The sequence below is a fragment of the Micromonospora sp. NPDC001898 genome, from assembly GCF_042891255.1.
In the GTDB taxonomy this organism is placed as follows: domain Bacteria; phylum Actinomycetota; class Actinomycetes; order Mycobacteriales; family Micromonosporaceae; genus Micromonospora.
The window spans coordinates 1-25,860 of record NZ_JBIATC010000026.1; the positions used below are offsets into that span (position 1 = coordinate 1).

Annotated in this window: 21 protein-coding genes and 1 pseudogene; 6 read left to right on the forward strand and 16 right to left on the reverse strand. The window is 72.6% G+C overall.

Annotation, left to right across the window (positions count from 1 at the left end):
* Positions 1–89 precede the first annotated feature (89 nt).
* Both ACFYZF_RS28435 and murD read right to left on the reverse strand, forming a co-directional pair.
* The gene (locus ACFYZF_RS28435) at positions 90–500 is read right to left on the reverse strand and encodes a hypothetical protein (protein WP_387025898.1); all 411 of its coding nucleotides are present in this window, start codon (positions 498–500) and stop codon (positions 90–92) included.
* 304 nt (positions 501–804) lie between these two features.
* Positions 805–2,154 carry a UDP-N-acetylmuramoyl-L-alanine--D-glutamate ligase gene (murD, locus tag ACFYZF_RS28440; RefSeq protein ID WP_387025900.1) on the reverse strand — a complete coding sequence of 450 codons (1,350 nt, stop codon included), beginning with the start codon at positions 2,152–2,154 and terminating at the stop codon, positions 805–807.
* An 87-nt stretch (positions 2,155–2,241) separates the two neighbouring features.
* Between murD and ACFYZF_RS28445 the strand changes: the two genes are divergently transcribed.
* Entirely contained in the window at positions 2,242–3,591 is a 1,350-nt protein-coding gene (locus ACFYZF_RS28445; protein ID WP_387025902.1) for a hypothetical protein, read from the forward strand.
* Positions 3,592–3,745: 154 nt separating this feature from the next.
* Here ACFYZF_RS28445 and ACFYZF_RS28450 read toward each other — a convergent pair.
* Together ACFYZF_RS28450 and ACFYZF_RS28455 are read right to left on the reverse strand one after the other, a co-directional pair.
* A pseudogene (locus ACFYZF_RS28450) lies at positions 3,746–5,746 on the reverse strand (PucR family transcriptional regulator); the annotation flags it as partial.
* A 50-nt stretch (positions 5,747–5,796) separates the two neighbouring features.
* Positions 5,797–6,015: a flavin reductase gene (locus ACFYZF_RS28455; protein WP_387025904.1), complete on the reverse strand. Its 219-nt coding sequence runs from the start codon at positions 6,013–6,015 to the stop codon at positions 5,797–5,799.
* 455 nt (positions 6,016–6,470) lie between these two features.
* Between ACFYZF_RS28455 and ACFYZF_RS28460 the strand changes: the two genes are divergently transcribed.
* Positions 6,471–6,665: a hypothetical protein gene (locus tag ACFYZF_RS28460; RefSeq protein ID WP_387025906.1), complete on the forward strand. Its 195-nt coding sequence runs from the start codon at positions 6,471–6,473 to the stop codon at positions 6,663–6,665.
* Between the two features lie 50 nt (positions 6,666–6,715).
* Complete coding sequence (gene helR, locus ACFYZF_RS28465) at positions 6,716–8,905, forward strand: RNA polymerase recycling motor ATPase HelR (protein WP_387025908.1); 2,190 nt, start codon at positions 6,716–6,718, stop codon at positions 8,903–8,905.
* Positions 8,906–9,102: 197 nt separating this feature from the next.
* Here helR and ACFYZF_RS28470 read toward each other — a convergent pair whose 3' ends face one another.
* The 3 genes from ACFYZF_RS28470 to ACFYZF_RS28480 all read right to left on the reverse strand — a co-directional run bounded on the left by ACFYZF_RS28470 (position 9,103) and on the right by ACFYZF_RS28480 (position 12,124).
* Entirely contained in the window at positions 9,103–9,651 is a 549-nt protein-coding gene (locus tag ACFYZF_RS28470) for a dihydrofolate reductase family protein (RefSeq protein WP_387025910.1), read from the reverse strand.
* A gap of 35 nt (positions 9,652–9,686) precedes the next feature.
* The gene (gene argG / locus ACFYZF_RS28475; protein WP_387025912.1) at positions 9,687–11,138 is read right to left on the reverse strand and encodes an argininosuccinate synthase; all 1,452 of its coding nucleotides are present in this window, start codon (positions 11,136–11,138) and stop codon (positions 9,687–9,689) included.
* Positions 11,139–11,209: 71 nt separating this feature from the next.
* Entirely contained in the window at positions 11,210–12,124 is a 915-nt protein-coding gene (locus ACFYZF_RS28480) for a TrmH family RNA methyltransferase (RefSeq protein ID WP_387025965.1), read from the reverse strand.
* A gap of 26 nt (positions 12,125–12,150) precedes the next feature.
* Here ACFYZF_RS28480 and ACFYZF_RS28485 point away from each other — a divergent pair, with 26 nt between their 5' ends.
* Positions 12,151–14,001, forward strand: a complete 1,851-nt coding sequence (locus ACFYZF_RS28485) for a thiamine pyrophosphate-requiring protein (RefSeq protein ID WP_387025914.1) — start codon at positions 12,151–12,153, stop codon at positions 13,999–14,001.
* 45 nt (positions 14,002–14,046) lie between these two features.
* On the opposite strand, the gene ACFYZF_RS28490 is transcribed toward ACFYZF_RS28485, so the two are convergent.
* The 4 genes from ACFYZF_RS28490 to ACFYZF_RS28505 all read right to left on the reverse strand — a co-directional run bounded on the left by ACFYZF_RS28490 (position 14,047) and on the right by ACFYZF_RS28505 (position 18,946).
* Positions 14,047–16,314 carry a transglycosylase domain-containing protein gene (locus tag ACFYZF_RS28490; RefSeq protein WP_387025916.1) on the reverse strand — a complete coding sequence of 756 codons (2,268 nt, stop codon included), beginning with the start codon at positions 16,312–16,314 and terminating at the stop codon, positions 14,047–14,049.
* 76 nt (positions 16,315–16,390) lie between these two features.
* Positions 16,391–17,209, reverse strand: coding sequence for a hypothetical protein (locus ACFYZF_RS28495; RefSeq protein WP_387025917.1), 819 nt, complete (start codon positions 17,207–17,209; stop codon positions 16,391–16,393).
* Between the two features lie 151 nt (positions 17,210–17,360).
* Positions 17,361–18,467 (reverse strand): SPFH domain-containing protein, encoded by a 1,107-nt coding sequence (locus tag ACFYZF_RS28500; protein WP_387025919.1) that lies wholly within the window; start codon positions 18,465–18,467, stop codon positions 17,361–17,363.
* 5 nt (positions 18,468–18,472) lie between these two features.
* Positions 18,473–18,946: an NfeD family protein gene (locus ACFYZF_RS28505; RefSeq protein ID WP_387025921.1), complete on the reverse strand. Its 474-nt coding sequence runs from the start codon at positions 18,944–18,946 to the stop codon at positions 18,473–18,475.
* Between the two features lie 114 nt (positions 18,947–19,060).
* On the opposite strand from ACFYZF_RS28505, the gene ACFYZF_RS28510 reads away from it, so the two are divergent.
* The gene (locus ACFYZF_RS28510) at positions 19,061–20,377 is read left to right on the forward strand and encodes a serine hydrolase domain-containing protein (protein ID WP_387025923.1); all 1,317 of its coding nucleotides are present in this window, start codon (positions 19,061–19,063) and stop codon (positions 20,375–20,377) included.
* 101 nt (positions 20,378–20,478) lie between these two features.
* Here ACFYZF_RS28510 and ACFYZF_RS28515 read toward each other — a convergent pair whose 3' ends face one another.
* Entirely contained in the window at positions 20,479–21,294 is an 816-nt protein-coding gene (locus ACFYZF_RS28515; RefSeq protein WP_387025925.1) for a DUF3097 domain-containing protein, read from the reverse strand.
* 186 nt (positions 21,295–21,480) lie between these two features.
* Here ACFYZF_RS28515 and ACFYZF_RS28520 point away from each other — a divergent pair, with 186 nt between their 5' ends.
* The gene (locus ACFYZF_RS28520; RefSeq protein WP_387025927.1) at positions 21,481–22,275 is read left to right on the forward strand and encodes a hypothetical protein; all 795 of its coding nucleotides are present in this window, start codon (positions 21,481–21,483) and stop codon (positions 22,273–22,275) included.
* 85 nt (positions 22,276–22,360) lie between these two features.
* On the opposite strand, the gene ACFYZF_RS28525 is transcribed toward ACFYZF_RS28520, so the two are convergent.
* From ACFYZF_RS28525 to fabG, 4 genes are all read right to left on the reverse strand, one after another.
* Positions 22,361–23,140, reverse strand: a complete 780-nt coding sequence (locus tag ACFYZF_RS28525) for an HAD-IIA family hydrolase (RefSeq protein ID WP_387025928.1) — start codon at positions 23,138–23,140, stop codon at positions 22,361–22,363.
* Positions 23,141–23,215: 75 nt separating this feature from the next.
* A complete protein-coding gene (locus ACFYZF_RS28530; protein WP_387025930.1) occupies positions 23,216–24,247 on the reverse strand; it encodes a ferrochelatase in 1,032 nt (343 codons plus the stop codon).
* 98 nt (positions 24,248–24,345) lie between these two features.
* On the reverse strand, positions 24,346–25,113 hold the full coding sequence (gene fabI, locus ACFYZF_RS28535) for an enoyl-ACP reductase FabI (protein ID WP_387025932.1): 768 nt from the start codon (positions 25,111–25,113) through the stop codon (positions 24,346–24,348).
* A gap of 38 nt (positions 25,114–25,151) precedes the next feature.
* On the reverse strand, positions 25,152–25,856 hold the full coding sequence (fabG, locus tag ACFYZF_RS28540; protein WP_387025934.1) for a 3-oxoacyl-ACP reductase FabG: 705 nt from the start codon (positions 25,854–25,856) through the stop codon (positions 25,152–25,154).
* Between the last annotated feature and the right edge of the window lie 4 nt (positions 25,857–25,860).

Below are 25,860 nucleotides of genomic sequence, written 5' to 3' on the forward strand. Positions count from 1 at the left end.
GTCGACTGCTGTCTTACCGGGAGCCTCGTCCTATGTCGACACGGGCTCCCCGCACCCACCGTGACCAGCACCATCACGATGGAAAAGCCTCAGTGATCACCGACAGTCTCTTCGGAGGACACCATCTGGTGCTTTTCGGCCTCCGACAGGCGCAACCGCGTATACCCAGGGCCGATCATTTCGCCAAGCGCAGCAAAGAATGCGCCGGTTACAACAGCCGTGTGCGCCGCCGCGATCAACTCGTGCCGGTCTCGGCCTTTTGCACCAAGGCATCGGTTCTGGGCCCTCTCGACGATGGAGCTGATCTGGTAAACCAGCTCGTTCTTCTGGTCGATCCAGCCCCACGCGGCGCCGATTACCGAAGCGGATGGCGCTAGCCCGACCCCTCCGCTGGCTAGGGCCGCCACACCTAGGAGCCGGCTGAGCCGGGCGCTCCAGCCGGCGTCGTTCTCGCCTAGAACCTTGCACGCGGCATCGAACGACATGGCGGAGCTACCCACCGGGACCTCCTCGCAACAGTGACGGGACCCGACCCACCGTAGTACGGGCGGGCATGTCGCATTGCCCGTGGACAGGCGCGCCGAGCCCGACTCATTCGATGAAGCCGTCATGTTGTTTCGACGAGGCGTGAACATTGGGGTTGAGATGGCGTTGACGGCCAAACTCGCGGGTCATCGCTCCAACGGGGGCGCTCCCTCGCTACCCGCATCACTTCCTGGTCAGGCAGGGGCGACGGTCGAAACCCTCGACTATTACGCGCCGTCCCCAACAGCCAAGGTTGCGCGACAGAATCTAGCCGGCGGACTAACCGGCGGCGGTGTCCCGGACCGCCTCGGCGAAGACCTCGGAGCGGTGCTCGAAGTTGCGGAACCGCCCGTAGCTGGGCGCGGCCGGGGAGAGCAGCACCACCCCGTCGGCCGGGGTCACCTCCCGGGCCCGGCGCACGGCGGCGACCAGGTCCTCGACCACCTCGGTACGCACCTTCGGCAACCCGGCGAGGGCACCCACGATCCGCTCCCCGCTGTCCGGGATGCCGAGCACGGTCAGCTCCCGCTCGGTCAGGTGCTCGCGCAGCGGCGTGTAGTCCAGCCCCCGGTCGGTGCCCCCGACGATCACCGTCAACGGCCGCCCCTCGTACGCGTCGATCGCGTGCATCGCCGCGTACGGGCTGGTGGCCAGGGTGTCGTCGACGAAGGTCAACCCGGACGGGTCGGCGATCTCGGTGAGCCGGTGGGCCAGCCCCTGGAACCCGGCGACCGCGACGGCGAGGGTGTCCTTCCGGGCCACCACGTCCACGCCGATGGCGTCGAGCACGGCGAGTGCGACGCACAGGTTGCCCTCGTTGTGCCGGCCCACCAGGGGCAGCACGGCGCGGGGGAACAGTGGGCGGTCGGCGAGGTGGAACCAGGGTGCGCCGTCCGGGCCGGTGGCCACGTGGGTGGTGTCCGGGGAGCCGGCGCGCACGGCCGACCGGTCTCCCAGCTCGGCGGCGAGCCGCGGGTCGGCGCCGTTGACCACCGCGGTCTCCGGCCCGTACGCCAGCAGGTTGAGCTTGTCCCGGTAGTACTCCCGTTCGCCGCCGTGCGCGTCCAGGTGCTCGGGAAAGAGTGAGGTGACCACCGCGACCCGGGGCGAGTCGGTCAGGTCGGTGCACTGGTAGCTGGACAGCTCCAGCACGTACAGGTCGGCCTCGGGCAGGTCCAGCAGCGGCACCCCGATGTTGCCGCCGAAGACGTTCGGCCGGTCGACCGCGGTGAGCAGGTGGCTGATCAGGCTGGACGTGGTGGACTTGCCCTTGCTGCCGGTCACCCCGACCGTACGCCGGGCGTGGTCGGCCATCCACAGTGCGCTGCCCTGGGTGACGGTGACACCCCGGCGGCGCAGCTCGACCATCCACGGGTGGGTGTTCGGCACCCCGGGCGAGCGGACCACCACGTCGGCGGCGGCCAGTCGGGCGAGGCCCTCCTCCCCGGTGACCAGCGGGGCCGCCTCGGCCAGCGGTCCCTCCCACGGCAGGGCGAGGAAGTTGGCGCTGTCGTCCACGGCGACCAGGTCGGCCGGGCCGTGCGCGGCGATCGCGGTCACCGCCGCCCGGCCCTCCCGGCCGGCCCCCCAGACGGCGACGGCACGTCCGCGCAGGTCAGACAGACGCACAGGTGTTCTCCTCGGGCTGGGGGACGGTCGGCGGCCCGGTCCGGCGCAGCCGGGCACGGCCGGACGAACCAGGGCCTAGTATGGCGTGTGCCCAACGAGCAGCTGCGGCGGATGGACGCCTTCACCTTCCCGTCCTACTCGATCGACCTCGCCACCGGCGAGGCGTTGTTCGACTACGCCCTGACCGGCCCCGACGGCGAGCAGCGGTTCACCGAGGTGATCACCCTGCCGCTGCCGGCCGGGCCGCCCTCGGACGCCACCGTGGCCACCCTGGGCCGGGTCCTGGAGTTGCTGCACGTCGTCGCCGGCGTCAGCTACTACAAGGCCGCCGCGCCGCCCAGGCTGGTGCTGCCGGCGCCGCTCGGCCCGGCCGCCGCCGATCTGGTCACCGCCGTCTACACCAGGGGTCTCGCCGAGTACGCGTACCGCAACCAGCTCCCGCACGTGCTGGAGCTGACCCCGGAGGTCCCTTCGGGCTCGGTGTCGCCCGCCCGCGAGTACGACAACTCCGACCTGCGCCCCCTGTCGGCCGTCGGCGGCGGCAAGGACTCCATCGTCAGCCTGGAGGCGCTGCGCCGGGCCGGCCTCGACCCGGTGCCGTTCTCGGTGAACCCGAACCACGTCATCGTCTCCGTCAACGAGGCGTCCGGGCTGGCTCCCCTTGCCGCCCGGCGGCGGCTCGACCCGGTGCTGTTCGACCTCAACGCGGCCGGCGCGCGCAACGGCCACATCCCGGTCACCGCGATCAACTCGCTGATCGCGGTCGCCACGGCGGTGCTCAACGGGCTCGGCCCGGTGGTGATGTCCAACGAGCGGTCCGCGTCCGACCCGAACCTGGTCTGGAACGGGCACGAGATCAACCACCAGTGGTCCAAGGGGGTCGAGGCGGAGGGGCTGCTGCGGGCGGCGCTGGCCGAGCACGCGGGGCTCACCGAGCCGTACTTCTCGCTGCTGCGCTCCCTGTCCGAGCTGCACATCGCCCGGCTGTTCGCCGCGATCGACCGGTACGACGACGTGGTGACGAGCTGCAACGCCGCGTTCAAGCTGCGCGACGCGAGCGAGCGGTGGTGCCGCGACTGCCCGAAGTGCCGGTTCGTCTTCCTCGCCATGGCGCCGTTCATGCCCCACGAGCGGATCATCCACATCTTCGGCGGCGACCTGCTCGCCGACGAGGCCCAGATCCCCGGGTACCGGGAACTGCTGGGCGTGGACGGGCACAAGCCGTTCGAGTGCGTCGGCGAGGTCGAGGAGTCGGTGGTGGCGCTCAGCCTGCTGGCCGAGCAGGACCAGTGGCGCGAGGCCCCGATCGTCCGCGCCCTGGTCGACGCGATCCCGGAAACCGCCTGGTCGGCGGCGGCCAACTCGGACGTCTTCACCCCTGGCGGCCCCAACCACATCCCCACCCCCTACGCCAAGGCCCTAACCGCCCTAACCTGACCCACCCCCACCCCCCGCCCCGCCCCGCCCGGCCCCACCCCCGCCCGGCCCTGTTGATCATGAAGTTATTGCCGTCCGGCCCGGCGTGTCGTAGCAATAACTTCATGATCAACGGGATCGGGGAGGGAGGGCCGGGGAGGGTCAGGGTGGGGGGTCAGGGGGTGCGGACGGCGTCCAGGGCGAGCAGTGCGACGTGCAGGGAGATGCACGCCTCCACGGAGTCGAGGTCGACGTCGAGGATGCGGGCTATGCGGGCCAGCCGCTCGTAGAAGGCGGGCCGGGACAGGTGTGCCGCAGCGGCACCGGCCGACTTGTTCCGGCCCTGCTCCAGGTACGCCCGCAGGGTGCGGAGCAGCTGCTCCCGGGGGTGCCGGGCGTCGTACGCCAGCAGTGCACCCAGCTCGCGTTCGACGAACGTCTGCAACCGCGGCTCGTCCCGTAGCAGGTGCAGCAGGCCGGCCAGCCCGACGTGCGGCAGCCGGAAGATCGGCAGGTCCCGGCGGTCCCGGCGGGCCGCGTCGGCGACCTGCCGCGCCTCGACCAGCGAGCGGCGTGCCTCCCGGAGGCTGCCCACCCCGGACCCGGCGGCGACGATCACCGCAGCCGGCCCGGTGGTCCGGAGCAGCGACGGCGGCGCGCCGGGCCCGGCGGTCCGGGCGTGCGGGGGCGCAGTGAGCCCGGCCGGTGCCGCAGGGCCGGTGCCGCCCAGCCGGGTGGACCCGGCACCCGAAGCGGTCGTACCGGTTCGGGCGGCCCCAGCAGCACCCGGGGCGGTCGTACCGGTTCGGGCGGGGTTAGCACCCGGGGCGGAGGCGCCGGGACGGGCGGGGACGGCGTCGGGCGGGCGGGGCGGGGCGGCGTCCATCCGGTTGCGGCGCAGTGCGGCGGCGAAGGCGGCCAGCGCCCGCTCCTCTGCCGCCGCGTCGGGCAGGGCGAGCAGTACGCCGACGGCCTGGTCGTCGATGGCGCTGCTCAGCCCGGTCAGCTTCGCCTCGCCCAGGGCCTGCCCGACCGCCTCGGACAGGTCCCGCAGCCGGGCCGGCCCGGCCTCCGGGTCGACCTGGCCGGACTCGCCCGGGCTGCCGATCTCGGCGGCCTGCTCGTCGGTCCGGTACCGCACCACCACGCCGACCAGGTGCCGGCGTTCCAGCACCACCCCGAGCGCCCGTGCCCGCAGGGCCACCTCGTCGACGGGGCGGGAGTGGTCCAGCAGGGCGGTGAGCAGGGTCCGGTGGATCTGCCGTTCCAGCCCCTCCGCGTCGCGGCGGATCAGCCGGCCCAGCGCGAGTGCGGAGGCGGCCCGCTCAACGAGGATGGTCAGCCGGGTCGGCGGTCCGCCCGGCAGCTGCCCGACCCGGCCCGTCTCCGGGTCCGGCACCCCGTCGGGGACCGGCGCGGGGGTGGTCAGCTCACCGCCGCCCGGCCAGCGCAGCAGCAGCCGGCCCCAGTCCTGCCCCCGGGCCCCGACGGTGGTCACCAGCCAGCCGCTGTCCGAGTCGTACGCGGTGCGCCCGGCCGGGCTGATCCGCCGCGAGTGCTGTTCCCAGCCGTCCAGCAGAAGCTCGGCGCTCTCCCCCGCCGGGTCGTACGCGAGCACCTGCCGGGACAGGTTCTCCAGCACCACCGGGCAACCGGACAGCTCGGCGGCCTGCCGGACCACCTCCGCCGGGCCAGCGCCCTCGACCGACAGTTCGGTGAACCGCTGGTGGATCTCCTCGGTCGCCCGCAGCTCGGTGAGCTGGGCGTCGACGATTAGCGCGTGCACGGCCTCGGTCACCCGGACGAACGGGGTGGCCCGGCGCAACTCCACCAGCGGCAGGCCGCGCCGCTCGGCGGCGGCGGCCATCACCCGGGGTACGCCGGTGACGTACCGGCGACCCAGCTCGACCACCAGACCGGAGACGCCGACGTCGGCCAGTGCACCGATGAACACGCGCAGGCCGGCGTCGTCGGCGGGCAGCCCGATGCCGGTGGTGAGCACCAGTTCGCCGCCGCGCAGCAGGGTGGCGATGTCCGGCACCTCGGCCACGTGCACCCAGCGCACCGGCCGGTCCAGGCCGGCCTCCCCGGCGACCAGGCGGGGCGCGCCATGGCGGACCGGGTCCAACGCAAGGACCTCACGGACGGTGGGGAACACGGGCGACACGCTACCGTCCGTGATGTCGATTCCGCACGGGCCGCCGCTCAGTCCCGGGCCCGCGCCGCTCAGTCCCGGGCCCGCGCCCAGTTGAGGAAGCGGTCCTGCAGGTTGAGGACGCGTTCGGGGTTGAGCTGTACGAGCTGGGCACGGGCCTCGGCCATCAGCCCGCTCAGGTAGAACAGCAGGGCGGTGCGGTCGCCCCGGTACTCCACCAGCAGGCCGAGCCGGGCCGGCTGGCAGGGCCACTCCGCGCCGCAGTTGCGGCACCGCCAGAGCGGGCGCATCGGTACGTGCGGATTTCTTCTTCCTTGGTTTTCTCGCTCCCTGCTCCCCGTGCACGCGGGGGTGATCCCGGGCTGATGCGGCAGCCGGTGGTGCCGTGTACCTACTTCCGCGTGCGGGGGAAATCCTCAAGGCAGGCATGACGTCGCCGAGCGATGGAGGCTGCTCCCCGAGCCGGTGGAGAAGGAGCTAAAACCGGCGGTGGTCGCCACAGCAGATTTCGGGATGGCGGCGAAGGCGGCACCCGCCGCGCGGTCCGATGTGTTTGTGGCGGACTCGCGAGCGGACTTCCTCACTGCGGCTGAAAGCCTGGCTGTGGTCGCCGACGAGGCCGAAAGGAAAGCGGCAGCCCCTTCCACTCCTAACGTATATCGCACCGGGGGGCTTGCGGCAAGACCCGGTACGTGCCGCAGAATCGCTGGCCGAGGCCAGGAACTGGGGAAATGGGAGCCGCGAAATGCGAGTGTTGTTGTCGACGGATGACTCGCGCGGGGGCGTCGAGCCGCTGGCGGGACTCGCGGTGCGGTTGCGGGCAGCCGGCGCGGAGGCGCTGGTGTGCGCGCCGACCGACGGGGAGTTCACGGGGCGGCTGGCCGGTGTCGACGTGTCGTTCGTGGCGGTCGGCCGAGAAAGGCCGCCGGTGTCAGCGTGAACCACGCGGAATCGTCGGGCCAGGACCCGGAACAAGAGAACCTGCGCGCAATGGGTCGCAAGCGACCCCAGATCGGAGCGGATGACGTGAACCACCCGGCTACCAGCCTGTTCGACCTTCCTGACCACCTCTCCCCCAAGGCCGATCCGACGCTGATCGCGCGCGACGAGCACCACTTCGCGGCCATCGCGGAGAGCCTCGAACAGTTGTCCGCCGACCTGTCCGACCGCCTTGACATCGCGCGCAGGGCGCCCGGCGGCAAAGGCCGGCAGGCGGTGGACCGGGACTCGGAGGTCCGCCGGCTGACGGCTCGCCTCCGCACGCTGGGTCGCTTCGGCGTGGACCTGTGCCTCGGACGCATGGTCAGCGCGGACAACCCCGAGCCGGTGTACGTCGGGCGACGTGGCCTCACCGACAGCGAGGGTCGTCGGCTGTTGCTGGACTGGCGCTCTCCTGCGGCTGAGCCGTTCTTCGGAGCGACCCACGCCAATCCGATGGGTCTGGCGAGCCGCCGCAGGTACCGCTGGGCCCGCGGCCGGATCAGCGACTACTGGGATGAGGTGTTCGCCTCGGACGGGCTTGAGGGGCACGCCGCACTCGACGACCAGTCCGCCTTCATCGCCAGCCTGGGCGGCAGCCGGTCGGACCGGATGCGGGACGTGCTCGGCACGATCCAGGCCGACCAGGATGCCATCATCCGCGCGGGATCCCGTGGCGCTCTCGTCGTGGACGGTGGCCCGGGTACGGGGAAGACCGTCGTCGCCCTGCACCGCACCGCCTACCTCCTCTACTCCGACCCTCGCCTCGGTCAACGCCAGGGTGGCGTGCTGTTCGTCGGGCCGCACCAGCCCTACCTGGCCTACGTCGCCGACGTCCTGCCCAGCCTCGGAGAGGAGGAGGTGCAGACCTGCACCCTGCGGGACCTCGTCGCCGAGGGGGCCGCGGCAACCATCGAGACCGACCCGACCGTGGCCCTCCTGAAGTCGTCCGCGGACCTGGTGGAGGCGATCGAGGCGGCCGTCAGGTTCTACGAGGAGCCGCCCGCCAAACCGATGGCGGTCACGACCGACGAGTCCGACATCTGGCTGAGCGCCGACGACTGGGCCGAGGCGTTCAAGGCGCCGGGGCCCGGTGCCCCGCACAACGAGGCGCGTGACGAGGTCTGGGAGGAGCTGCTCACGATCCTGATGGACAAATACCACGGCGATGAGCCGGATGACCTGGTCCGCAGGTCGCTGCTGCGGAACAGGGAGCTACGCACCACCTTCAACCGCGCCTGGCCGCTGCTCGACCCGGCCGACCTTGTCGGAGACCTGTGGTCGGTGCCCGCCTACCTGCGCAGGTGCGCTCCCTGGCTCAGCCCTGACGAGGTCCGCAAGCTACAGCGTGGCGACCCCCAGGCATGGACGGTGTCCGACCTGCCGCTCCTGGACGCGGCACGGCAGCGGCTCGGCGATCGGGAGGCATCAGGGCGTAAGCGTCGGCATGACGCCACTGTCGCCACCGAACGCGCGCGCATGGCCATGGTGGTCGACGAACTGATCGAGGCCCACGCCTATGACGACGGCGAAGGTGTGCTGTCGAGCCTGCGCCAACTGGATCTCCAGGATGCCCTGGTCGACGAGGCCGCACTTCCCGACACCGACCCGGACCTGCTCGCCGGCCCGTTCGCGCACATCGTCGTGGACGAGGCCCAGGAACTGACCGACGCGGAGTGGCAGATGTTGTTGCTCCGCTGCCCGTCCCGGAGCTTCACCATCGTCGGGGACCGCGCCCAGGCCAGGCACGGGTTCACGGAGTCGTGGCGGGAACGGCTCGAACGGATCGGGCTCGACCGGATCAACCTGGCCACCCTGAGCATCAACTACCGGACGCCGGAAGAGATCATGACGGAAGCCGAGCCGATCATCCGGGCCGTGCTCCCGGACGCCAACGTGCCGACTTCCATCCGCAGCGGCGGCGTCCCCGTCGTACACGGATCGGCTTCGGATCTGGGCTCGATCCTCGACAGCTGGCTCGCCGCGCACGCCGACGGGACCGCCTGCGTCATCGGCGATCCCGCCTTCCGGGCGACGTCCCGTGTCCGGTCGCTGACCCCGGAGCTGTCGAAGGGGCTCGAATTCGACCTGGTCGTCCTCATCGACCCCGAGACGTTCGGCGACGGCATCGAAGGAGCGGTCGACCGCTATGTCGCGATGACCCGAGCGACCCAGCAGCTCGTCGTCCTCACGAGCTGTTGACGCCGGGATGCCCGTACCGAAAGGGCGGCCGGGCGGACGCGTACGGCCGGTCGGCGGTGCCGGCCGCCACCATGGCCGGGGCCGACTGGCCGGTGGGGTAGCCGGTTCGCTGCGGTGGGAACCGCTGCGGTGGGGCGTTCAAGAGCCGCGAACCGGGGCTCCATGATGCGGCCGGCTCGGGTCAGCCAGCCCGATGGCTATCTTCTCGGCTCGTACCGCATCGCCACCGCCCCCGAGCCGAACTCCAGCCGGCTCACGAGCTTCAGGTCTACCTGCTTCGACAGCCCCGCGAACAACGTCGGCCCGTGGCCCGCGAGCCTGGGCTGCACCACGAACTCGTACTCATCGATCAATCCCAGCTCCGCCAACGCCAGCGGGAGCTTCACGCCTCCCACGAACAGTCCCTTGCCCGGCTCCCGCTTGAGCTGCCGAACGGCCTTGCCCAGATCCCCGCGCACGAGTTCCGCGTTCCAATCGACCCGCTTCAGGGTGCTCGACACGACGTACTTCTTGGCCGCGTTGATCGTCTGGGCGAAGGGTTCCACCCAATCAGGTCTCGCTCCCGTCGGCGTCGACGGCCGCCACGCTTCCTCCATCATTTCGTAAGTCACCCGGCCGAAGAGAAGCGCATCGGCCTGGTTGAGGTTCCCGACGTGGTGACGATGCAATTCTTCGTCCGCGGGGATCGCACGATGGTCGCAGCACCCGTCCAATGTGACGTTGATGGAGTACCGAAGAGGTCGCATCTGGCGAGGGTACGGGTACACCGGGGAGGTGTCGCTCAGTCGACGCCGAACTCCATCGCGGCGCGGTCGAGTGCCTCGTCGTCGACGGAGGAGACGCCCCGGGAGGCGATGGCTTCCGCGCCGCCCTGTGGCATCACACCGATCAGCCCGGTCGAGGCCGCCTGTGCCGCGCCGACCATCCGCGCAGGGGTCGCGCCGCCGACCAGGCCGAGGGTGGCGTACTGCTCCAGCTTCGCCCGCGAGTCGGCGATGTCCAGGTTGCGCATGGTGAGCTGGCCGATCCGGTCCGACGGGCCGAACGCCGAGTCCTCGGTACGCTCCATCGACAGCTTGTCAGGGTGGTAGCTGAACGCCGGGCCGGTGGTGTCCAGGATCGAGTAGTCCTCGCCCCGGCGCAGCCGCAACGTCACCTCGCCGGTGACCGCCGTGCCGACCCAGCGCTGCAACGACTCGCGCAGCATCAGCGCCTGCGGGTCCAGCCAGCGCCCCTCGTACATCAGCCGACCGAGGCGGCGGCCCTCGCTGTGGTAGTTCGCCAGGGTGTCCTCGTTGTGGATGGCGTTGACCAGCCGTTCGTACGCGGCGTGCAGCAGCGCCATGCCGGGCGCCTCGTAGATGCCCCGGCTCTTGGCCTCGATGATCCGGTTCTCGATCTGGTCCGACATGCCCAGGCCGTGCCGGCCGCCGATGGCGTTGGCCTCCAGCACCAGATCGACGGGGCTGCCGAACTCCTTACCGTTGATCGTCACCGGACGGCCCTGGTCGAAGCCGATCGTGACATCCTCGGCCGGGATCTCCACCGACGGGTCCCAGAACCGGACTCCCATGATCGGGTTGACCGTCTCGATGCCGGTGTCGAGGTGCTCGAGGGTCTTCGCCTCGTGCGTGGCGCCCCAGATGTTGGCGTCGGTGGAGTACGCCTTCTCGGCGCTGTCCCGGTACGGCAGGCCGCGTTCGAGCAGCCACTCCGACATTTCCTTTCGCCCGCCCAGTTCGTTGACGAAGTCGGTGTCGAGCCACGGCTTGTAGATGCGAAGCTGCGGGTTGGCCAGCAGGCCGTACCGGTAGAACCGCTCGATGTCGTTGCCCTTGAAGGTCGAGCCGTCGCCCCAGATCTGGACGTCGTCCGAGATCATCGCCCGCACCAGCAGGGTTCCCGTCACGGCCCGGCCCAGCGGGGTGGTGTTGAAGTACGCCCGCCCGCCCGAGCGGATGTGGAAGGCCCCGCAGGTCAAGGCTGCCAGACCCTCCTCGACCAGGGCGGCGCGGCAGTCGACCAGGCGGGCGACCTCGGCACCGTAGCTGAGCGCGCGACCGGGCACCGAGACGATGTCGGGCTCGTCGTACTGGCCGATGTCGGCGGTGTAGGCGCAGGGGACGGCACCCTTGTCGCGCATCCAGGCGACCGCGACCGAGGTGTCGAGGCCGCCGGAAAAGGCGATGCCGACGCGTTCGCCGGTGGGCAGGGAGGTGAGAACCTTGGACACGAGGAAGACTATGCACTAGACCGCATCATCATGCAAACCGACGTGCCCGGCGGGACAGCCGCCCGCAGGGGCTACCCGATGCCGAACGGTGGGTCGTCGCGACCCAGTTCCCAGAACGCCACCGCCGCAGCGGCGGCGACGTTCAACGAGTCCACTCCGCGCCGCATCGGGATGACCACCCGTACGTCGCTGGCGGACTGGGCCGCCGCGGTGAGGCCGGGCCCCTCGGCTCCCAGCAGCAGCGCTGCCCGCTCGCGCTGCACCGGGGTCAACCGCTGGATCGGTACGGCGTCCGGAGCCGGCGTCATGGCAAGCACGGTGAAGCCCGCTTCCCGTACCTGGTCCACACCCGCAGGCCAGCGCTCGAGCTTGGCGTACGGCACCGCGAAGACCTCCCCCATGCTGACCCGCACGCTGCGCCGGTAGAGCGGGTCGGCGCAGGACGGCGACAGCAGCACCGCGTCGATGCCGAGCGCGGCGGCCCCCCGGAAAACCGCGCCCAGGTTGGTGTGGTTGTTGACGTCCTCCAGGATCACCACCCGCCGGGCGTCGGCGAGCACCTCGGCCGCGTCCGGCAACGGCTTGCGGTGGAACGAGGCGAGCACGCCCCGGTGCACGTGGAATCCGGTGGCCCGTTCCAGCACGTCCGGGGTGGCCGCGTACACGGGGGCGTCGCCGGTGTCGAGGTCGGCGAGCTGGTCGGCCCGCTTGGCGTCGACCAGGAACGACCGGGCGGGGTAGCCGGCCCGCAGCGCCCGGCGCAGCACCAGCTCCCCCTCGGCGATGAACAGGCCGTGCGGCGGCTCCCACCGGGTGCGCAGCTCCACGTCGGTGAGGGCGCGGTAGTCGGCGAGCCGGTCGTCGTCGGGGTCGGTGATCTGGTGGACGGGCACCCGGCGATTCTGCCGGACCGCGCCGCCGGCACCGCGCGCCGGTCGCCCCGCGGCGTTTTCCACGGGTACGACGGGGAACGCGCCCGAGGGCAGCGGACGCGACCGGAGGGACCTGACAGGTGAGCGCGAACCAGGCAGGCGGGCCGGCCCCGGACGGACAGGGTGGCCTGCCGAAGGGCGCCACCGTCGCCGACCACATCGTGGCCCGGCTGTCCCGGTGGGGAGTACGCCGGTACTTCGGCCTCCCCGGCGACGGCATCAACGGCATGACCTCGGCGCTGCAACGCGCCGCCGGGCGGGCGGAGTTCGTCCAGGTGCGGCACGAGGAGACCGCCGGTTTCGCCGCCTCGGCGCACGTGAAGTACGGCGGCGGCCCGCTCGGCTGCGCCCTGGTCACCAGCGGACCCGGGGCGGTCCACCTGCTCAACGGCCTGTACGACGCGAAGCTGGACCACCAGCCGGTGGTGGCCCTGGTCGGGAACACCGCGCTGACCGCCCAGGGCGGCGGCTACTACCAGGAGATCGACCTGCTCGCCCTCTACAAGGACGTCGCCTCGGCGTTCCTGGCCCAGCTCGACGACCCGTCCCAGGTGCGGCATCTGGTGGACCGGGCCTGCCGGACGGCGCTGGCCCGGCGTACCGTCACCGCGGTGGTGCTCCCCCTGGACGTGCAGGACCGCCCGGCGGTGCCGGACCCGCCGCACGCGCACGGCTACTACCACACCAGCGCCGTGCCGAGCAGCGCCACGACGATCCCGCCGGAGGCCGACGTGCGCCGGGCCGCGGAGGTGCTTCGCGGCGGCGAGCGGGTGGCGATGCTGGTCGGCCAGGGCGCGCTGGGCGCCGAGAGCGAGGTACGCCGGGTCGCCGACCGGCTCGGCGCCGGGGTCGCCGCCGCCCTGCTCGGGTTCGCCGTCGTCGACCACCGCGAGCCGTGGGTCACCGGCGCGATCGGGCTGCTCGGCACCCGGCCGAGCTGGCAGCTCATGCGCGACTGCGACCGGCTGCTGATCGTGGGCAGCAACATGCCCTACTCGGAGTTCTACCCGCCCGAGGGGCAGGCCCGGGCTGTGCAGATCGACGTGGACGGCAGCCGGATGGGGCTGCGCTACCCCACCGAGGTCAACCTCACCGGCGATGCCGGGGCGACGCTGCGGGCGCTGCTACGCGAGTTGGGCCCCGGCCCGGCCCCGACCGCCTGGCGGCAGAAGATCGTCGACGCCACCTCCGCCTGGCGGCGTGCCCAGCGGGAGATCGCCGGCCAGCCCGCGGACCCGGTGAACCCGCAGTCGCTGTTCACGGCGCTGGACGACCAGCTACCGGAGGACGTGATGCTCTCGGTGGACTGCGGCACCAGCACCGCCTGGTACGCCCGGCACGTGCGGGTCCGCCCCGGCATGCTGGCCAGCCTGTCGGGCACCCTGCTGTCCATGGGCGGGGGCATGCCGTACGGGATCGCGGCGAAGTTCGCCCACCCGGACCGGCCGCTGGTGGCGCTGCTCGGCGACGGGGCGATGCAGATGAACGGGGTCAACGAGCTGATCACCGTGGCGAAGTACTGGCGGAGCTGGTCGGATCCCCGGTTCGTGGTGCTGGTGCTGAACAACCGGGACCTCGCCTTCGTCAGCTGGGAGCAGCGCTCCACCGAGGGCACGCCGGCGTACCCGGCCAGCCAGGACCTGCCCGACGTCGACTACCACCGGTGGGCGGAGGTGCTCGGCCTGCACGGCGTCCTGGTCGACTCCCCCGACCAGGTGCCGGACGTCTGGCGGCGCGCCCTGACCGCCGACCGGCCGACGGTGATCAACGCGGTGGTGGACCCGGCGGAGCTGATGCTGCCCCCGCACTTCACCGGCGAACAGGCGCGCAACACGGCGGCGGCGATGCTGCGCGGCGACGCCGACCGGGCGGGGATCATCCGGCGCGGCCTGCCCAGCGCCGTCGCCACCTGGCGTCCCCGCCGCCGCTGAACACGTGACGAGCAGCCTCCGCCCCGGTTCAGACCCGGTCGCGCCTCAGCCTCGGCCTCGGTTGAGCCAGCGGAGCACGTCCGGCGGCAGATTCCGTTCCTGCTGCCGGCGCTGTTGCTGCGGAGGGCTCGGCTGCGGGGCCGGGCGGCGCACCTCGCCGGCCAGCGCCCGGCTGGGCGGGGTGAAGTCGCGCACCGGCTGGCCGTTGACGGCCGTGCGGATGGTCCGGGCCACCGCGTCGATCACCTTCGCCTGCACGGCCGAGCCGACCGAGTCGCCCGGGTCGTCGGGGTTGGCGGCGATGCCGGCGACGGCGACCTGCGGGGTGAATCCGACGAACGTCTCGGTGGCGTTCTTCTCCGAGCTGCCGGTCTTGCCGGCGACCTGGCGGCCGACGATCCGGTCCACCGAGGTCGCGGTGCCGCCGTCGCACTGGTCGAACGTGGTCTGCTGGCCGACCGGGCAGCGCGCCGCGTCGGTGGCCGCCCGGGCCACGTCGGCGTCGAGCACCTTGCGGCAGGACGGGTCGCCGACCGGCACCCGGTCGCCGTTTGCGGCGGTCACCGAGACCACCGGCAGCGGGGCGCAGTACGTGCCCTCGGCCGCCACGGTCGCGTACGCGTTCGCGAGGTCGAGGGGGGTGGTGGCGGCCACGCCGAGGGTGAACGACCCCCAGTTGGCGGCGTTGTCCTCCGCGAAGGCGGCATCCGAGTCGGCCCGGAAGGTGATGCCGAGGCGCTGGGCCATCTCCACCACCTTCGCCGGGCCGACCTGTTCGGCGAGCCAGACGAAGTACGTGTTCACCGAGCGGCCGAAGCCGTCCCACATGGTGCGGTAGCCGTCCATCCACTGCGGGTTGGCGTTCGCCGGGCACCACTTGCCGTCGCAGCTTGCCTCGCCCTCGGCGGCGTACCGGGTGGGCAGCCGGCTGGGCGCGTCGAAGCCGGTGGCGAGCTGCTTGCCGTTCTCCAGGGCGGCGAGCATGGTGAACAGCTTGAACGTCGACCCGGCCTGGTACCCGTCGACACCGCCGCCACCGGAGATCAGCGGGTTGACGGTGTTGGGGTGGTTGGCCTGCCCGTCCGGGTTGTCCTCAAGGCTGTAGTGCCGGTTGACCGCCATGGCGAGCACCCGGCCGGTGCCGGGCTGCACGGCCGCGATCGGCAGGGCGCGCTTGTTGTCGTACCCGTAGACGGCGGTGGCCTGCTGCTGCGCCGTGGCCTGGATCTTCGGGTCGAGGGAGGTGACCACGGTGTAGCCGCCCCGGCGCAGCGCCTGCTCACGCTCCTCGACGGTCTCGCCGAACGCGGGCTGGGTGAGCCACCACTGGCGCAGGTAGTCGCAGAAGAAGCCCCAGTCGTCGTGGCCCTTCGCCACGGCGGTGCAGCCGTTGGGCTGCCGGGTCGGGCTCAGCGCCAGCTTCTCCGCCTTGGCCGCCGAGGCCTGTTCGGCGGTGATCGCGCCGGTGCCGGCCATCGCGTCGAGCACGTACCCGCGCCGGGCCAGCGCCGCGTCGGCGTCGCCGTCGATCGGGCTGTACGCGTCCGGCGACTGGACCAGGCCGGCGAGCAGGGCCGCCTCGGGCAGGGTCAGCTCGGCCGGGGACTTGGCGAAGTAGCGCTGGCTGGCCGCCGCGATGCCGTACGCGCCGGAGCCGAAGTACGCGATGTTGAGATAGCCGTTGAGAATCTCGTCCTTGCTGAGCCGCTGCTCCAGCGCCGTGGCGTACCGGATCTCCTGGAGCTTGCGCCCGACGGTCTGCTCGGTGGCGGCCTGCCGCTCCTCGGCGGTGCGGTTCGGGTCGGTCTTGAGCACGTTGCGGACGTACTGCATGGTCAGCGTGGAGCCGCCCTGCTCGGTGCCGCCGCCGGTGACGTTGGCGGCCAGGGCGCGGGCGAGGCCGCGCAGGTCGGCGCCCCCGTGCGAGTAGAACCGCCGGTCCTCGGCCGCCACGACGGCCTGGCGCATCACCGGCGCGATCTCGGCCAGCGGCACGTCGGTGCGGTTGACGTCGTAGAACGTGGTGATCAGCGTCTTGCCGTCGTTGGCGTAGAGGTACGACCGCTGCGGGGTGATCGGGGTGCGCAGCGCCTCGGGCAGCACGGCGTACGACCCGATCGCCGACTTCGCGGCGTACCCGAGCAGCAGGTTGCCCGGCAGCGCCGCGACCGCCAGGACGAGGCCGGCGAGCACGCCGGCGAGGAGCACGGTGAACAGCCGCGACAGCGGCGACCGGGGTGGCGGCATGGAGCCAAGGATTGCCACGAAAGCCGCGATCCGGCCAGCCCCGGGGGCGATTGTCAGGTAATTCACCGCGTCCCGCCAGGCGCTTCCCCACCTGGTCGACAGGTAGCGGGACGAACCCCCCGAACGGCCGGCGGAAACCGGGTCAGCCGGCGGCGAGCGGGCCGCCGCCGGAACCCGGTGTCGCGCCGCCCCCCGGGGCGGTGGCGGTGGCGACGCTGGCGCTGGCCGCGTCCCGGGCGATCGCGGCGGGGACCAGGCGGCCGGAGCGGTACCCGATGCCGATGCCGGCGATCAGCACGAAGATCGCCCCGAAGGTCTGCAGCGACCCGATCAGCGCGCCGCCGATGCCGACCAGCGGGGCGGCGATCATCAGCATCGTGCCGTCGCCGATGCTGAACATGCCGGAACGGGCCACCGCCCATCCGGTGAGGAACCAGCCCACCGTGTAGCAGGTGGCCCCGAGCAGCACGAGCGTGCGGGCCGTGGTGCCGAAGACCGGGGCCTGCCCGGTCAGCCCGGCGAAGGGCAGCATGAGCACGGTGCCGGCGATGCTGACCAGCAGCCCCGCGGCGGCCACCCGACGGCTGCGGGTGGCCGCGAGCAGGCCGGTCAGGGCCAGCAGGGCGAGCAGCCCGAGCCAGACGGCGGCGACCCAGCCGATCAGGTAGAGCTGCCCCCCGTCGGCCGGGTACGGGGCGTTGCCCACCCCGCCGTCGCTGGCCATCGCGACCACGCCGTACAGCACCGCGTACGCCGGCAGCAGCCAGACGGCGGCGCGGCCGAAGCGGCGCAGCGACCAGGCCCAGGTGGCGTCGGTCGCGGGACGGGCGGGCGTCGGCTCGCCGACGAACGGCAGCACCCCGAACCCGCCCCCGGTGCGTCGGGTGCCGATCGGCCCCGCCGGATCGTGCGCGCCGGGCACCGGGGTGCTGGAGAAGAGCTTGTCGGCGGGATCCTTCATACGTCACCTCGCTGCGCTGGTCGGCGGGGCGGAACGCGCCGCGGCGCCCCGGCTCCTGGTCACCACCCGTCCTTCGGACCGATCGTGTCAGGTGCCGGAGCGCCGCATGAGCGTTATTCGCATTCCGCCCCGGGCCCCGCCCGGGTGGTCGTCAGCCCCGCTCGCGCTGGTCGGCCGGGTCGTGCAGCAGGCTCCCCGGGGACACCGGCTCGGGGGCCGGCAGCCCCTGCGGACCGTGGCCGCCGGTGGCCTGCGCCTCGGCGACGCGTACCTCGTCGTGGATCTGCTGGGCGGCGGCGGCCGCGGCCTGGGCGGCCTCGGCGGCCTCCCGCTCGACGGCGCTCGCGTGGTCGGCCGCCTCGGCCGTGGGCTGGTCGCCGACCATCTGGCTCAGCCCGCCCAACGCGCCGCCCATCCCCTCCAGGGCCTTGGTCAGCTCGGCCGGGATGATCCAGACCTTGTTGGCCGTGCCGTTGGCGATCTGCGGCAGCGCCTGGAGGTACTGGTAGGCGAGCACCTTCTGGCTCGGGTTCGACTGGTGGATCGCGTCGAAGACCGTCCGGATGGCCTTCGCCTGGCCCTCGGCCTGGAGGATCCGGGCCTGCCGGTCACCGTCGGCCCGCAGCACCGCGGACTGCTTGTCGCCCTCGGCGGTCAGGATCTGCGACTGCTTGTGGCCCTCGGCGGTCAGGATCGCCGCCCGGCGGTCCCGCTCGGCGCGCATCTGCTTCTCCATCGAGTCACGGATGCTGGCCGGCGGCTCGATCGCCTTGATCTCCACCCGGGTGACCTTGATGCCCCACCGGCCGGTGGTCTCGTCCAGCACGCCCGAGAGGTGCCGGTTGATCTCCTCGCGGCTGGTCAGCGCCCGCTCCAGGTCCAGCGAGCCGATCACGTTACGCAGGGTGGTGACGGTGAGCTGCTCGATGGCCTGGAGGAAGTTCGAGATCTCGTACGTGGCACGGGCCGCGTCGATGACCTTGAAGTAGAGCACCGTGTCGATCGACACCACCAGGTTGTCCGAGGTGATCACCGGCTGCGGCGGGAAGCTGACCACCTGCTCCCGCATGTCGACCTTGGTGCGGACCGCGTCGACGAACGGGACCAGCAGGTTCAGGCCCGGGTTCAAGGTGCGCTTGTACTTGCCGAGCCGCTCCACCACGTCCTGGCGCTGCTGCGGCACGATCCGCACCGCCTTGACCAGGGTCACCATGACGATCAACGCCACGGCGACCAACAGCACCGTCACAAATTCCATGCCTTTCACCCTCTCGCTTCGGGCAGCTCACCCGAGGTGGAAACGTCGTCATCCCATACCAGGACCGTCGCGCCCTGGACCTTGATCACCCGCACCCGCCGACCGGGGACGAAGCTCTGCGTCGCGTCGAACGACCGGGCGCTCCACAGCTCCCCGTCGATCTTGACGAGGCCCTGGTCGGCGTCGACCCGCTCCAGCACCAGGGCGGTGGTCCCCTCGATCGCCTCCACCCCGAACGGCTGCTCGCCGCTCTCCTCGGCGGAGCGGGCGTGCCGGCGGATCGCCGGCCGGGCCACCGCCACGGTGAGCGCCGAGACCACCGCGAACACCAGCGCCTGCACGGCGGTCGGCGCACCCAGGGCCGCGGCCCCGGCGGCGGCGAACGCGCCGACCGAGAACATGATCAGGAACAGCGTCGTCGTGAAGATCTCGGCGACCGCCAACACCACACCCAGTACGACCCAGAACACCGCGTCCACCACCCAAGAGTGACACGTCGTAGCACGCGCGACCCCTCGACAAGATCAGTAAGCTCGGCGGCGAGTCATTCTGTGAGGACGCTGACAGCCGTCCCTCGAGCCCGTGGAGGAGCCGTGTCACTGCCATCCGAGACCGTCCGAGGGGTCGACACCGCAGTCGCCCGGGCGCAGTCCGCCGGGCGCACCCCGTCGCTCGTGCTCGGCGTGGTGCGCGATGGTGAATTGGCCCACGTCGCCGCAGCCGGGGAGCATCCCCGCCCGGATTCCGACCGGCAGTACCGACTCGGCTCGATCACCAAGACGATGACCGCGGCGCTGGTCATGCAGCAGCGCGACGCCGGGACGCTGGCCCTGCACGATCCCCTCGACGCGCACCTGCCCGGCACCGGGGTCGGCGCGCTCACCCTGCGCCAGCTCCTCGGCCACGCCAGCGGCCTCCAGCGCGAACCCGACGGCCCCTGGTGGGAACGGGTCAAGGTCGGCGACCTGGCGTCCGTGCTGGCCGACGTGGGCGAACACAAGCTCGCCTACCCGCCGCACCGCGCGTACCACTACTCCAACCTGGCGTACGGGCTGCTCGGCGGGGTGCTGGAGGCGGTCACCGGGACGAGCTGGTTCGACCTGCTCCGGCAGCGCATCCTGGGGCCGCTGGGCATGACCCGCACCACGTACCAGGCCACCGAGCCGTTCGCCCGGGGGTACGTGGTGCACCCGTGGCACGACACGCTGCGGGAGGAGCCGCGCACCGACACCGGGGCGATGGCCCCCGCCGGGCAGCTCTGGTCGACGATCACCGACCTCGGCCGGTGGGCCGCGTTCCTGGCCGACCCCGATCCGGCCGTCCTCGCCCCGGCGACGCTCGCCGAGATGTGCGCGCCGGTGGTGATCAGCGACCTCGACTCGTGGACCGGCGGGCACGGCCTCGGCATCGAGCTGAACCGGGTCGGCGACCGGGTGTACGTCGGCCACGGCGGGTCGATGCCCGGGTACGTCGCCGGGCTGGCTGTGCACCGCCCCACCCGCACCGCCGTGGTGGGCTTCGCCAACTCGTACGGCCTGCGGGTCGGCCACATCGGCGGCCTCGGCCGGGAGGTGCTGACCACCGTACTGGACGCGCTGCCGGACCCGGTCGAGCCGTGGCGCCCGGCCGACGCCCCGCCCCCGGCCGAACTGGCCGAGCTGACCGGCCGCTGGTGGTGGATGGGCGCGGAGGTCGAGTTCAGCGCCGACGTCACGACCGGCGAACTGCGGGCCGGACAGGTCGGCAACCCGGTCATGCGGTTCACCCGGGAGGGCCCGGACCGCTGGCGGGGCATCTCCGGCCCGCAGGACGGCGAGATCCTCACCGTGCTCCGCGACGCCGAGGCCCACCCCATCGCCCTGGACATGGCCACCTTCATCCTGACCCGCACCCCCACCGAAGAACCCTGACCCGGCCGGTGCCGGTGCCGGTGCCGACAGATTCACGGAAAGCGTGGCCATTCGCCGAGGAACAGCCACGCTTTCCGTGAATCTGCGCGGGCGGGGTGGGGTTAGGCGGAGGGGGCGGTGACGAAGTCGATCAGCCGTTCCATGGCGTTGATCAGTGGGGTCTCCACGTCGGCGAAGCTGTCCACCCGGGACAGGATGTGCCGCCACATGTCGGCCGGCTCCGCCACCCCGAGGGCCGCGCAGACCCCCTCCTTCCACGGCCGCCCCGGCGGCACCACCGGCCACGCCGCGATGCCCAGCGCGGCCGGCTTGACGGCCTGCCACACGTCGACGTAGGGGTGGCCGGTGACCAGCACGTGCGGGGAGTTCACCCGGGCCACGATCCGGCTCTCCTTCGAGCCGGGCACCAGATGGTCGACCAGCACGCCGAGCCGCCGGGACGGGCCGGGGGCGAAGTCGCGCACCTGCGCGGAAAGCTCGTCGATGCCGTCCAGCGGCTCCACCACCACGCCCTCGACGCGCAGGTCGTCGCCCCAGATCCGCTCGACGAGGGCGGCGTCGTGCACGCCCTCGACCCAGATCCGGCTGGCCTTGGCCACCTGCGCCCGCACGCCGTCGACCGCGATCGAGCCGGACGCGGTACGTCGGCGGCCCGCCGGCACGGGCGCGCGGGCCGGGCGGCGCAGCGTGACCGGCCGGCCGTCGAGCAGGAACGCCGCCGGCGACAGCGGGAAGTTGCGCCGCCGGCCGTGCCGGTCCTCCAGCACCACCGCCCCGGACTCGAAGCCGACCACCGCGCCGCAGAACCCGGAGTCGGCGTCCTCGACCACGAGATCGGGTTCCGCGTCCACCTCGGGGGTCGTCTTCCGCCGCCGCCAGTCCCCCGCCAACACGTCCTCGCCGTACCGCCCCACCATCCCGCCACGCTAACCCCCGCCCCACCCCGGGGGCGCGTCAGCCGCGCCGATCATTGAGTCGAAGCACCTCCGCAAAAGGCGCACGAACGGAATATCCGGTCACCACGAGTCCATGATCGACGCTAACCGGAGCGGGGCACGCGGCAGTCGAGACAGGGGCGGCGCGCACCACGTACCCTCTCTTGCATGTCCACCCCCGCAGCGGGCGCGGTCACCCTCGCGCCCCGCCGGTCGAGCCGGTTCGTTGCCTGGGTGCGCGCGTGGCGCGCCGGCCTCGTGCCGTACGACGAGGTCGCCGAGGAGATCGCCGGCGACGAGGAGCACCTCGTCTCGGACGCCCCCGGCACCTGGACCGACGTCCCACTACGGGACGCGCTGCCCACCCTGGCGAAGCTCTCCCCGGACGAGATCCGGCTGGTGCTGCCCGCGCCCGGCGATCCCCGGGGGCTGCCCGGGCCGGGCGACTTCGCGGGCACCGCGCTGGTCACCGGCGAGGCGGTGTTGGCCGGCGGGATCGGGCTGATCCCGCAGGTGCGCACGCACACCTCCGGCTCGGGGATGACCTTCGAGACGGTGCTCTGGCGCTGCTACCCGCTGCCCGCCGACGCCCCGGCCGCCTCGCTGGCCTCGCCCGGCGCCGCCGAGGCGGAGGCGGAACTGGCCAGCGCGCTCGCCGAGACCACCGCGGCGCTGACCCGGCTCGACGTGGCCCAGTGGCGGCCCGAGCTGGCCGGCGCGCTGGCCGCGCTGCGCCGCCCCGACGGGACCACCGACCTGCCACCGGGCTTCGACCCCCGGGCGCGGCGGCTGTTCGCCCGCGCCGCCGTGCTGGACCGGGTGCTGGCGCTGGCCGGGCACAGCGCGCTGGGCGGCGCGATCAACAACTACGAGGCCCAGCAGCGCGACGCCGCGCTGCGCCCGCTCACCACCGCCTGCCGGCAGGCCCTCGTCGCCGCCTGCAACGCCCCGCTGCGCCCCTGACCCCCGCCGGCCCTCCCGGAGCGCCCTGACCCCCGCCTGGCCCGACCCCTGGCCAGGTCGGCCACCGCGTCGACGGCCGTCGGGGTCAGACCTCGTCCATCAGGTCGGCCACCGAGTTGACGATCCGCGACGGGCGGTACGGGTACCGCTCGGCCTCGACCCGGGTGCTGATCCCGGTCAGCACCAGGATCGTCTCCAGCCCGGCCTCCAGGCCGCACAGCACGTCGGTGTCCATCCGGTCGCCGATCATGGCGGTCGTCTCGGAGTGCGCGTCGATGGTGTTCAGCGCCGACCGCATCATCATCGGGTTGGGCTTGCCGACGAAGTACGGCGCCACCCCGGTCGCCTTCGAGACCATCGCCGCGACCGAGCCGGCGGCCGGCAGCGCGCCCTCGGCCGACGGGCCGGTGACGTCCGGGTTGGTGCAGATGAACCGCGCCCCCTCGTTGATCAGCCGGACCGCCTTGGTGATCGCCTCGAAGCTGTACGTCCGGGTCTCGCCCAGCACCACGTAGTCGGGGGCGAAGTCGGTGAGCACGTAGCCGACCGCGTGCAGCGCCGTGGTCAGCCCGGCCTCCCCGATCGCGTACGCCGTGCCGCCCGGCCGCTGGTCGGCCAGGAACTGGGCGGTGGCCAGCGCCGACGTCCAGATGGCCTGCTCGGGCACCTCGAAGCCCATCCGGGTCAGCCGGGCCCGCAGGTCGCGCGGGGTGTAGATGGAGTTGTTCGTCAGCACCAGGAACGGCTTGCCGGAGGAGCGCAGCTTGTTGACGAACTCCGGCGCTCCGGGCACCGGCTGACCCTCGTGCACCAGCACGCCGTCCATGTCGGTCAGCCAGCTCTGCACCGGCTTACGTTCGTGCATTCGTCGTCCCAGGGGGTCTCGGGGCGGGGCCGTCGGACGGTGACCCGCACGGGTGTCGGAGGTGGCGGGCGGCGGTCAGGGCCGGCGGGCCGGCACGCAGCACACCGTCGGGCAGGTGTCCCACAGCGGCAGCTCGCCGAGGCGGCGGCGCAGCCGCTCCCCGCCCGGCTCGGTGCGCTCGGCGACCAGCTCGCGCACCATGGCCACGAAGCGCGGGTCGGTGCCCGGGGTGCCGGCCCGGGCGAAGTCCAGCCCCAGTTGCCTGGCCGTCTCCGCCGCCTCGGTGTCGAGGTCCCACACCACCTCCAGGTGGTCGGAGACGAACCCGATCGGGCTGACCACCACGCCGGTGGTGGTGCCGGCCTCGGCGAGGGCGGCCAGGTGGTCGTTGACGTCCGGCTCCAGCCACGGCACCTGGGGCGGGCCGGAGCGGCTCTGCCACACCAGGTCGTACGGCAGGTCGGGCGCGGCGGCGGCGTGCACCAGCCGGGCCACCTCCACGAGTTGGGCGGTGTACCGGCCGCCGTGCGGGCCGGCGTTCGCGGCCGCCGAGACGGGGACGGAGTGTGCGGTGAAGACCAGCCGGGTGGTGGCCCGCTTCGCCGGGTCGAGCCGGCCCAGCGCCGCCCTGACCGCGTCGGCGTGCGGCTCGACGAAGCCCGGGTGGTCCCAGAACTGGCGCAGCTTCTCGATCACCGGGGCGTCCGGGCCGACGGCCGCGCGGGCCTTCGCGATGTCCTCCTGGTACTGGCGGCAGGAGGAGTAGCCGCCGTACGCGCTGGTCACGAGCGCCAGGGCGTTGGTGACCCCGTCGTCGCGCATCCGGGCCACGGTGTCGGCGAGCATCGGGTCCCAGTTCCGGTTGCCCCAGTAGACCGGCAGGTCGACGCCGTGGGCGGCGAAGTCCGCCCGGATGGCGGCGAGCAGGTCGCGGCACTGCTGGTTGATCGGGGAGACCCCGCCGAAGTGCTGGTAGTGCTCGACGACCTCCGCCAGCCGCTCCGGGGGCACGCCCCGCCCCCGGGTCACGTTCTGGAGGAAGGGCAGCACGTCCTCGGGCCGCTCCGGGCCGCCGAAGGAGACCAGCACCAACGCGTCGTACGCCATGGGCCTATTCTTCCCCGCCCCCGTCGGCGGCTGGGCGACGCCCCCTGCTCCGGGGGGTGGAGGGGCGGGCCCCCGCGCCGGCGGGCCCGCCCGCGACGTCAGGCGCCGATGGCGTGGTAGCCGCCGTCGACGTGGACGATCTCGCCGGTGGTGGCCGGGAACCAGTCCGACAGCAGCGCCAGGCAGGCCCGGGCGGCCGGATCCTGGTCGGTGAGGCTCCAGCCCAGCGGGGCGCGCTCGGCCCAGGCGTCCTCGAACTGTTCGAAGCCGGGGATCGACTTCGCCGCGATGGTGCGCAGCGGGCCGGCGGCGACCAGGTTGCTGCGGATGCCCTGCTTGCCCAGGTGCATCGCGAGGTAGCGGGAGGCGGACTCCAGCCCGGCCTTGGCCACGCCCATCCAGTCGTAGACCGGCCACGCCTTGGTGGCGTCGAAGGTCAGCCCGACCACCGCGCCGCCCGGCTGCATCAGCGGCAGCGCCGCCATGGCCAGGGACTTGTAGGAGTACGTCGAGACGTGCAGCGCGGTGGCCACGTCCTCCCACGGCGCGTCGAGGAACCCGCCGCCGAGGCAGCTCTGCGGGGCGAAGCCGATCGAGTGCACCACCCCGTCGAGGCCGTCGACGTGCTCCCGGACCTTGTCGGCCAGGCCGGCGAGGTGCTCGGCGTTGGCCACGTCCAGCTCGATCACCGGGGCCGGCTCGGGCAGCCGCCTGGCGATCCGCTCGACCAGGGAGAGCCGGCCGTAGCCGGTGAGCACGACCTGCGCGCCGTTCTCCTGGGCGAGCTTCGCCACGGAGAAGGCGATCGAGGCGTCGGTGATGACGCCGGTGACCAGCAGCCGCTTACCGGCCAGCAGTCCGGACATGTCGGGATTCCTCCGTTGAGTCGGTGCGATGAGCAGCGTCAGTGGCCCATGCCCAGGCCGCCGTCGACCGGGATCACGGCGCCGGAGATGTAGCCGGCGGCATCCGAGGCCAGCCAGGCGACCACCGCGGCGACCTCGTCGGGAGCGGCGAACCGGCCGGCCGGGATGGACTTGAGGTACTCGGTCCGGCGGTCCTCGGGCAGCGCGGCGGTCATGTCGGTGTCGATGAAGCCGGGCGCGACGACGTTGGCGGTGATGTTGCGTCCGCCCAACTCCCGGGTGATCGAGCGGGCCACGCCGACCATGCCGGCCTTGCTCGCCGCGTAGTTGACCTGACCGGGGCCGCCGTACAGGCCGACGACCGAGGAGATGAAGATCATCCGGCCCCACCTGGCCCGGAGCATCTTCGTCGAGGCGCGCTTGGCGCAGCGGAACGCGCCGGTGAGGTTGGTGTCCACCACCCGGGTGAACTGCTCCTCCGACATCCGCATGATCAGGGTGTCGTCGGTGATGCCGGCGTTGGCCACCAGCACCTCGACCGGGCCCAGCTCGGCCTCGATGGTGCCGAAGGCCGCGTCGACGGAGGCGGAGTCGGTCACGTCGCACCGCACCCCGAACAGCCCCTCCGGGGCGTCGCCACTACGGTGCGTCACCGCCACCCGGTCGCCCTGCTTGGCGAAGGCCTGCGCGATGGCCAGGCCGATCCCCCGGTTGCCGCCGGTCACCAGCACGGTTCGGGCCACGGGT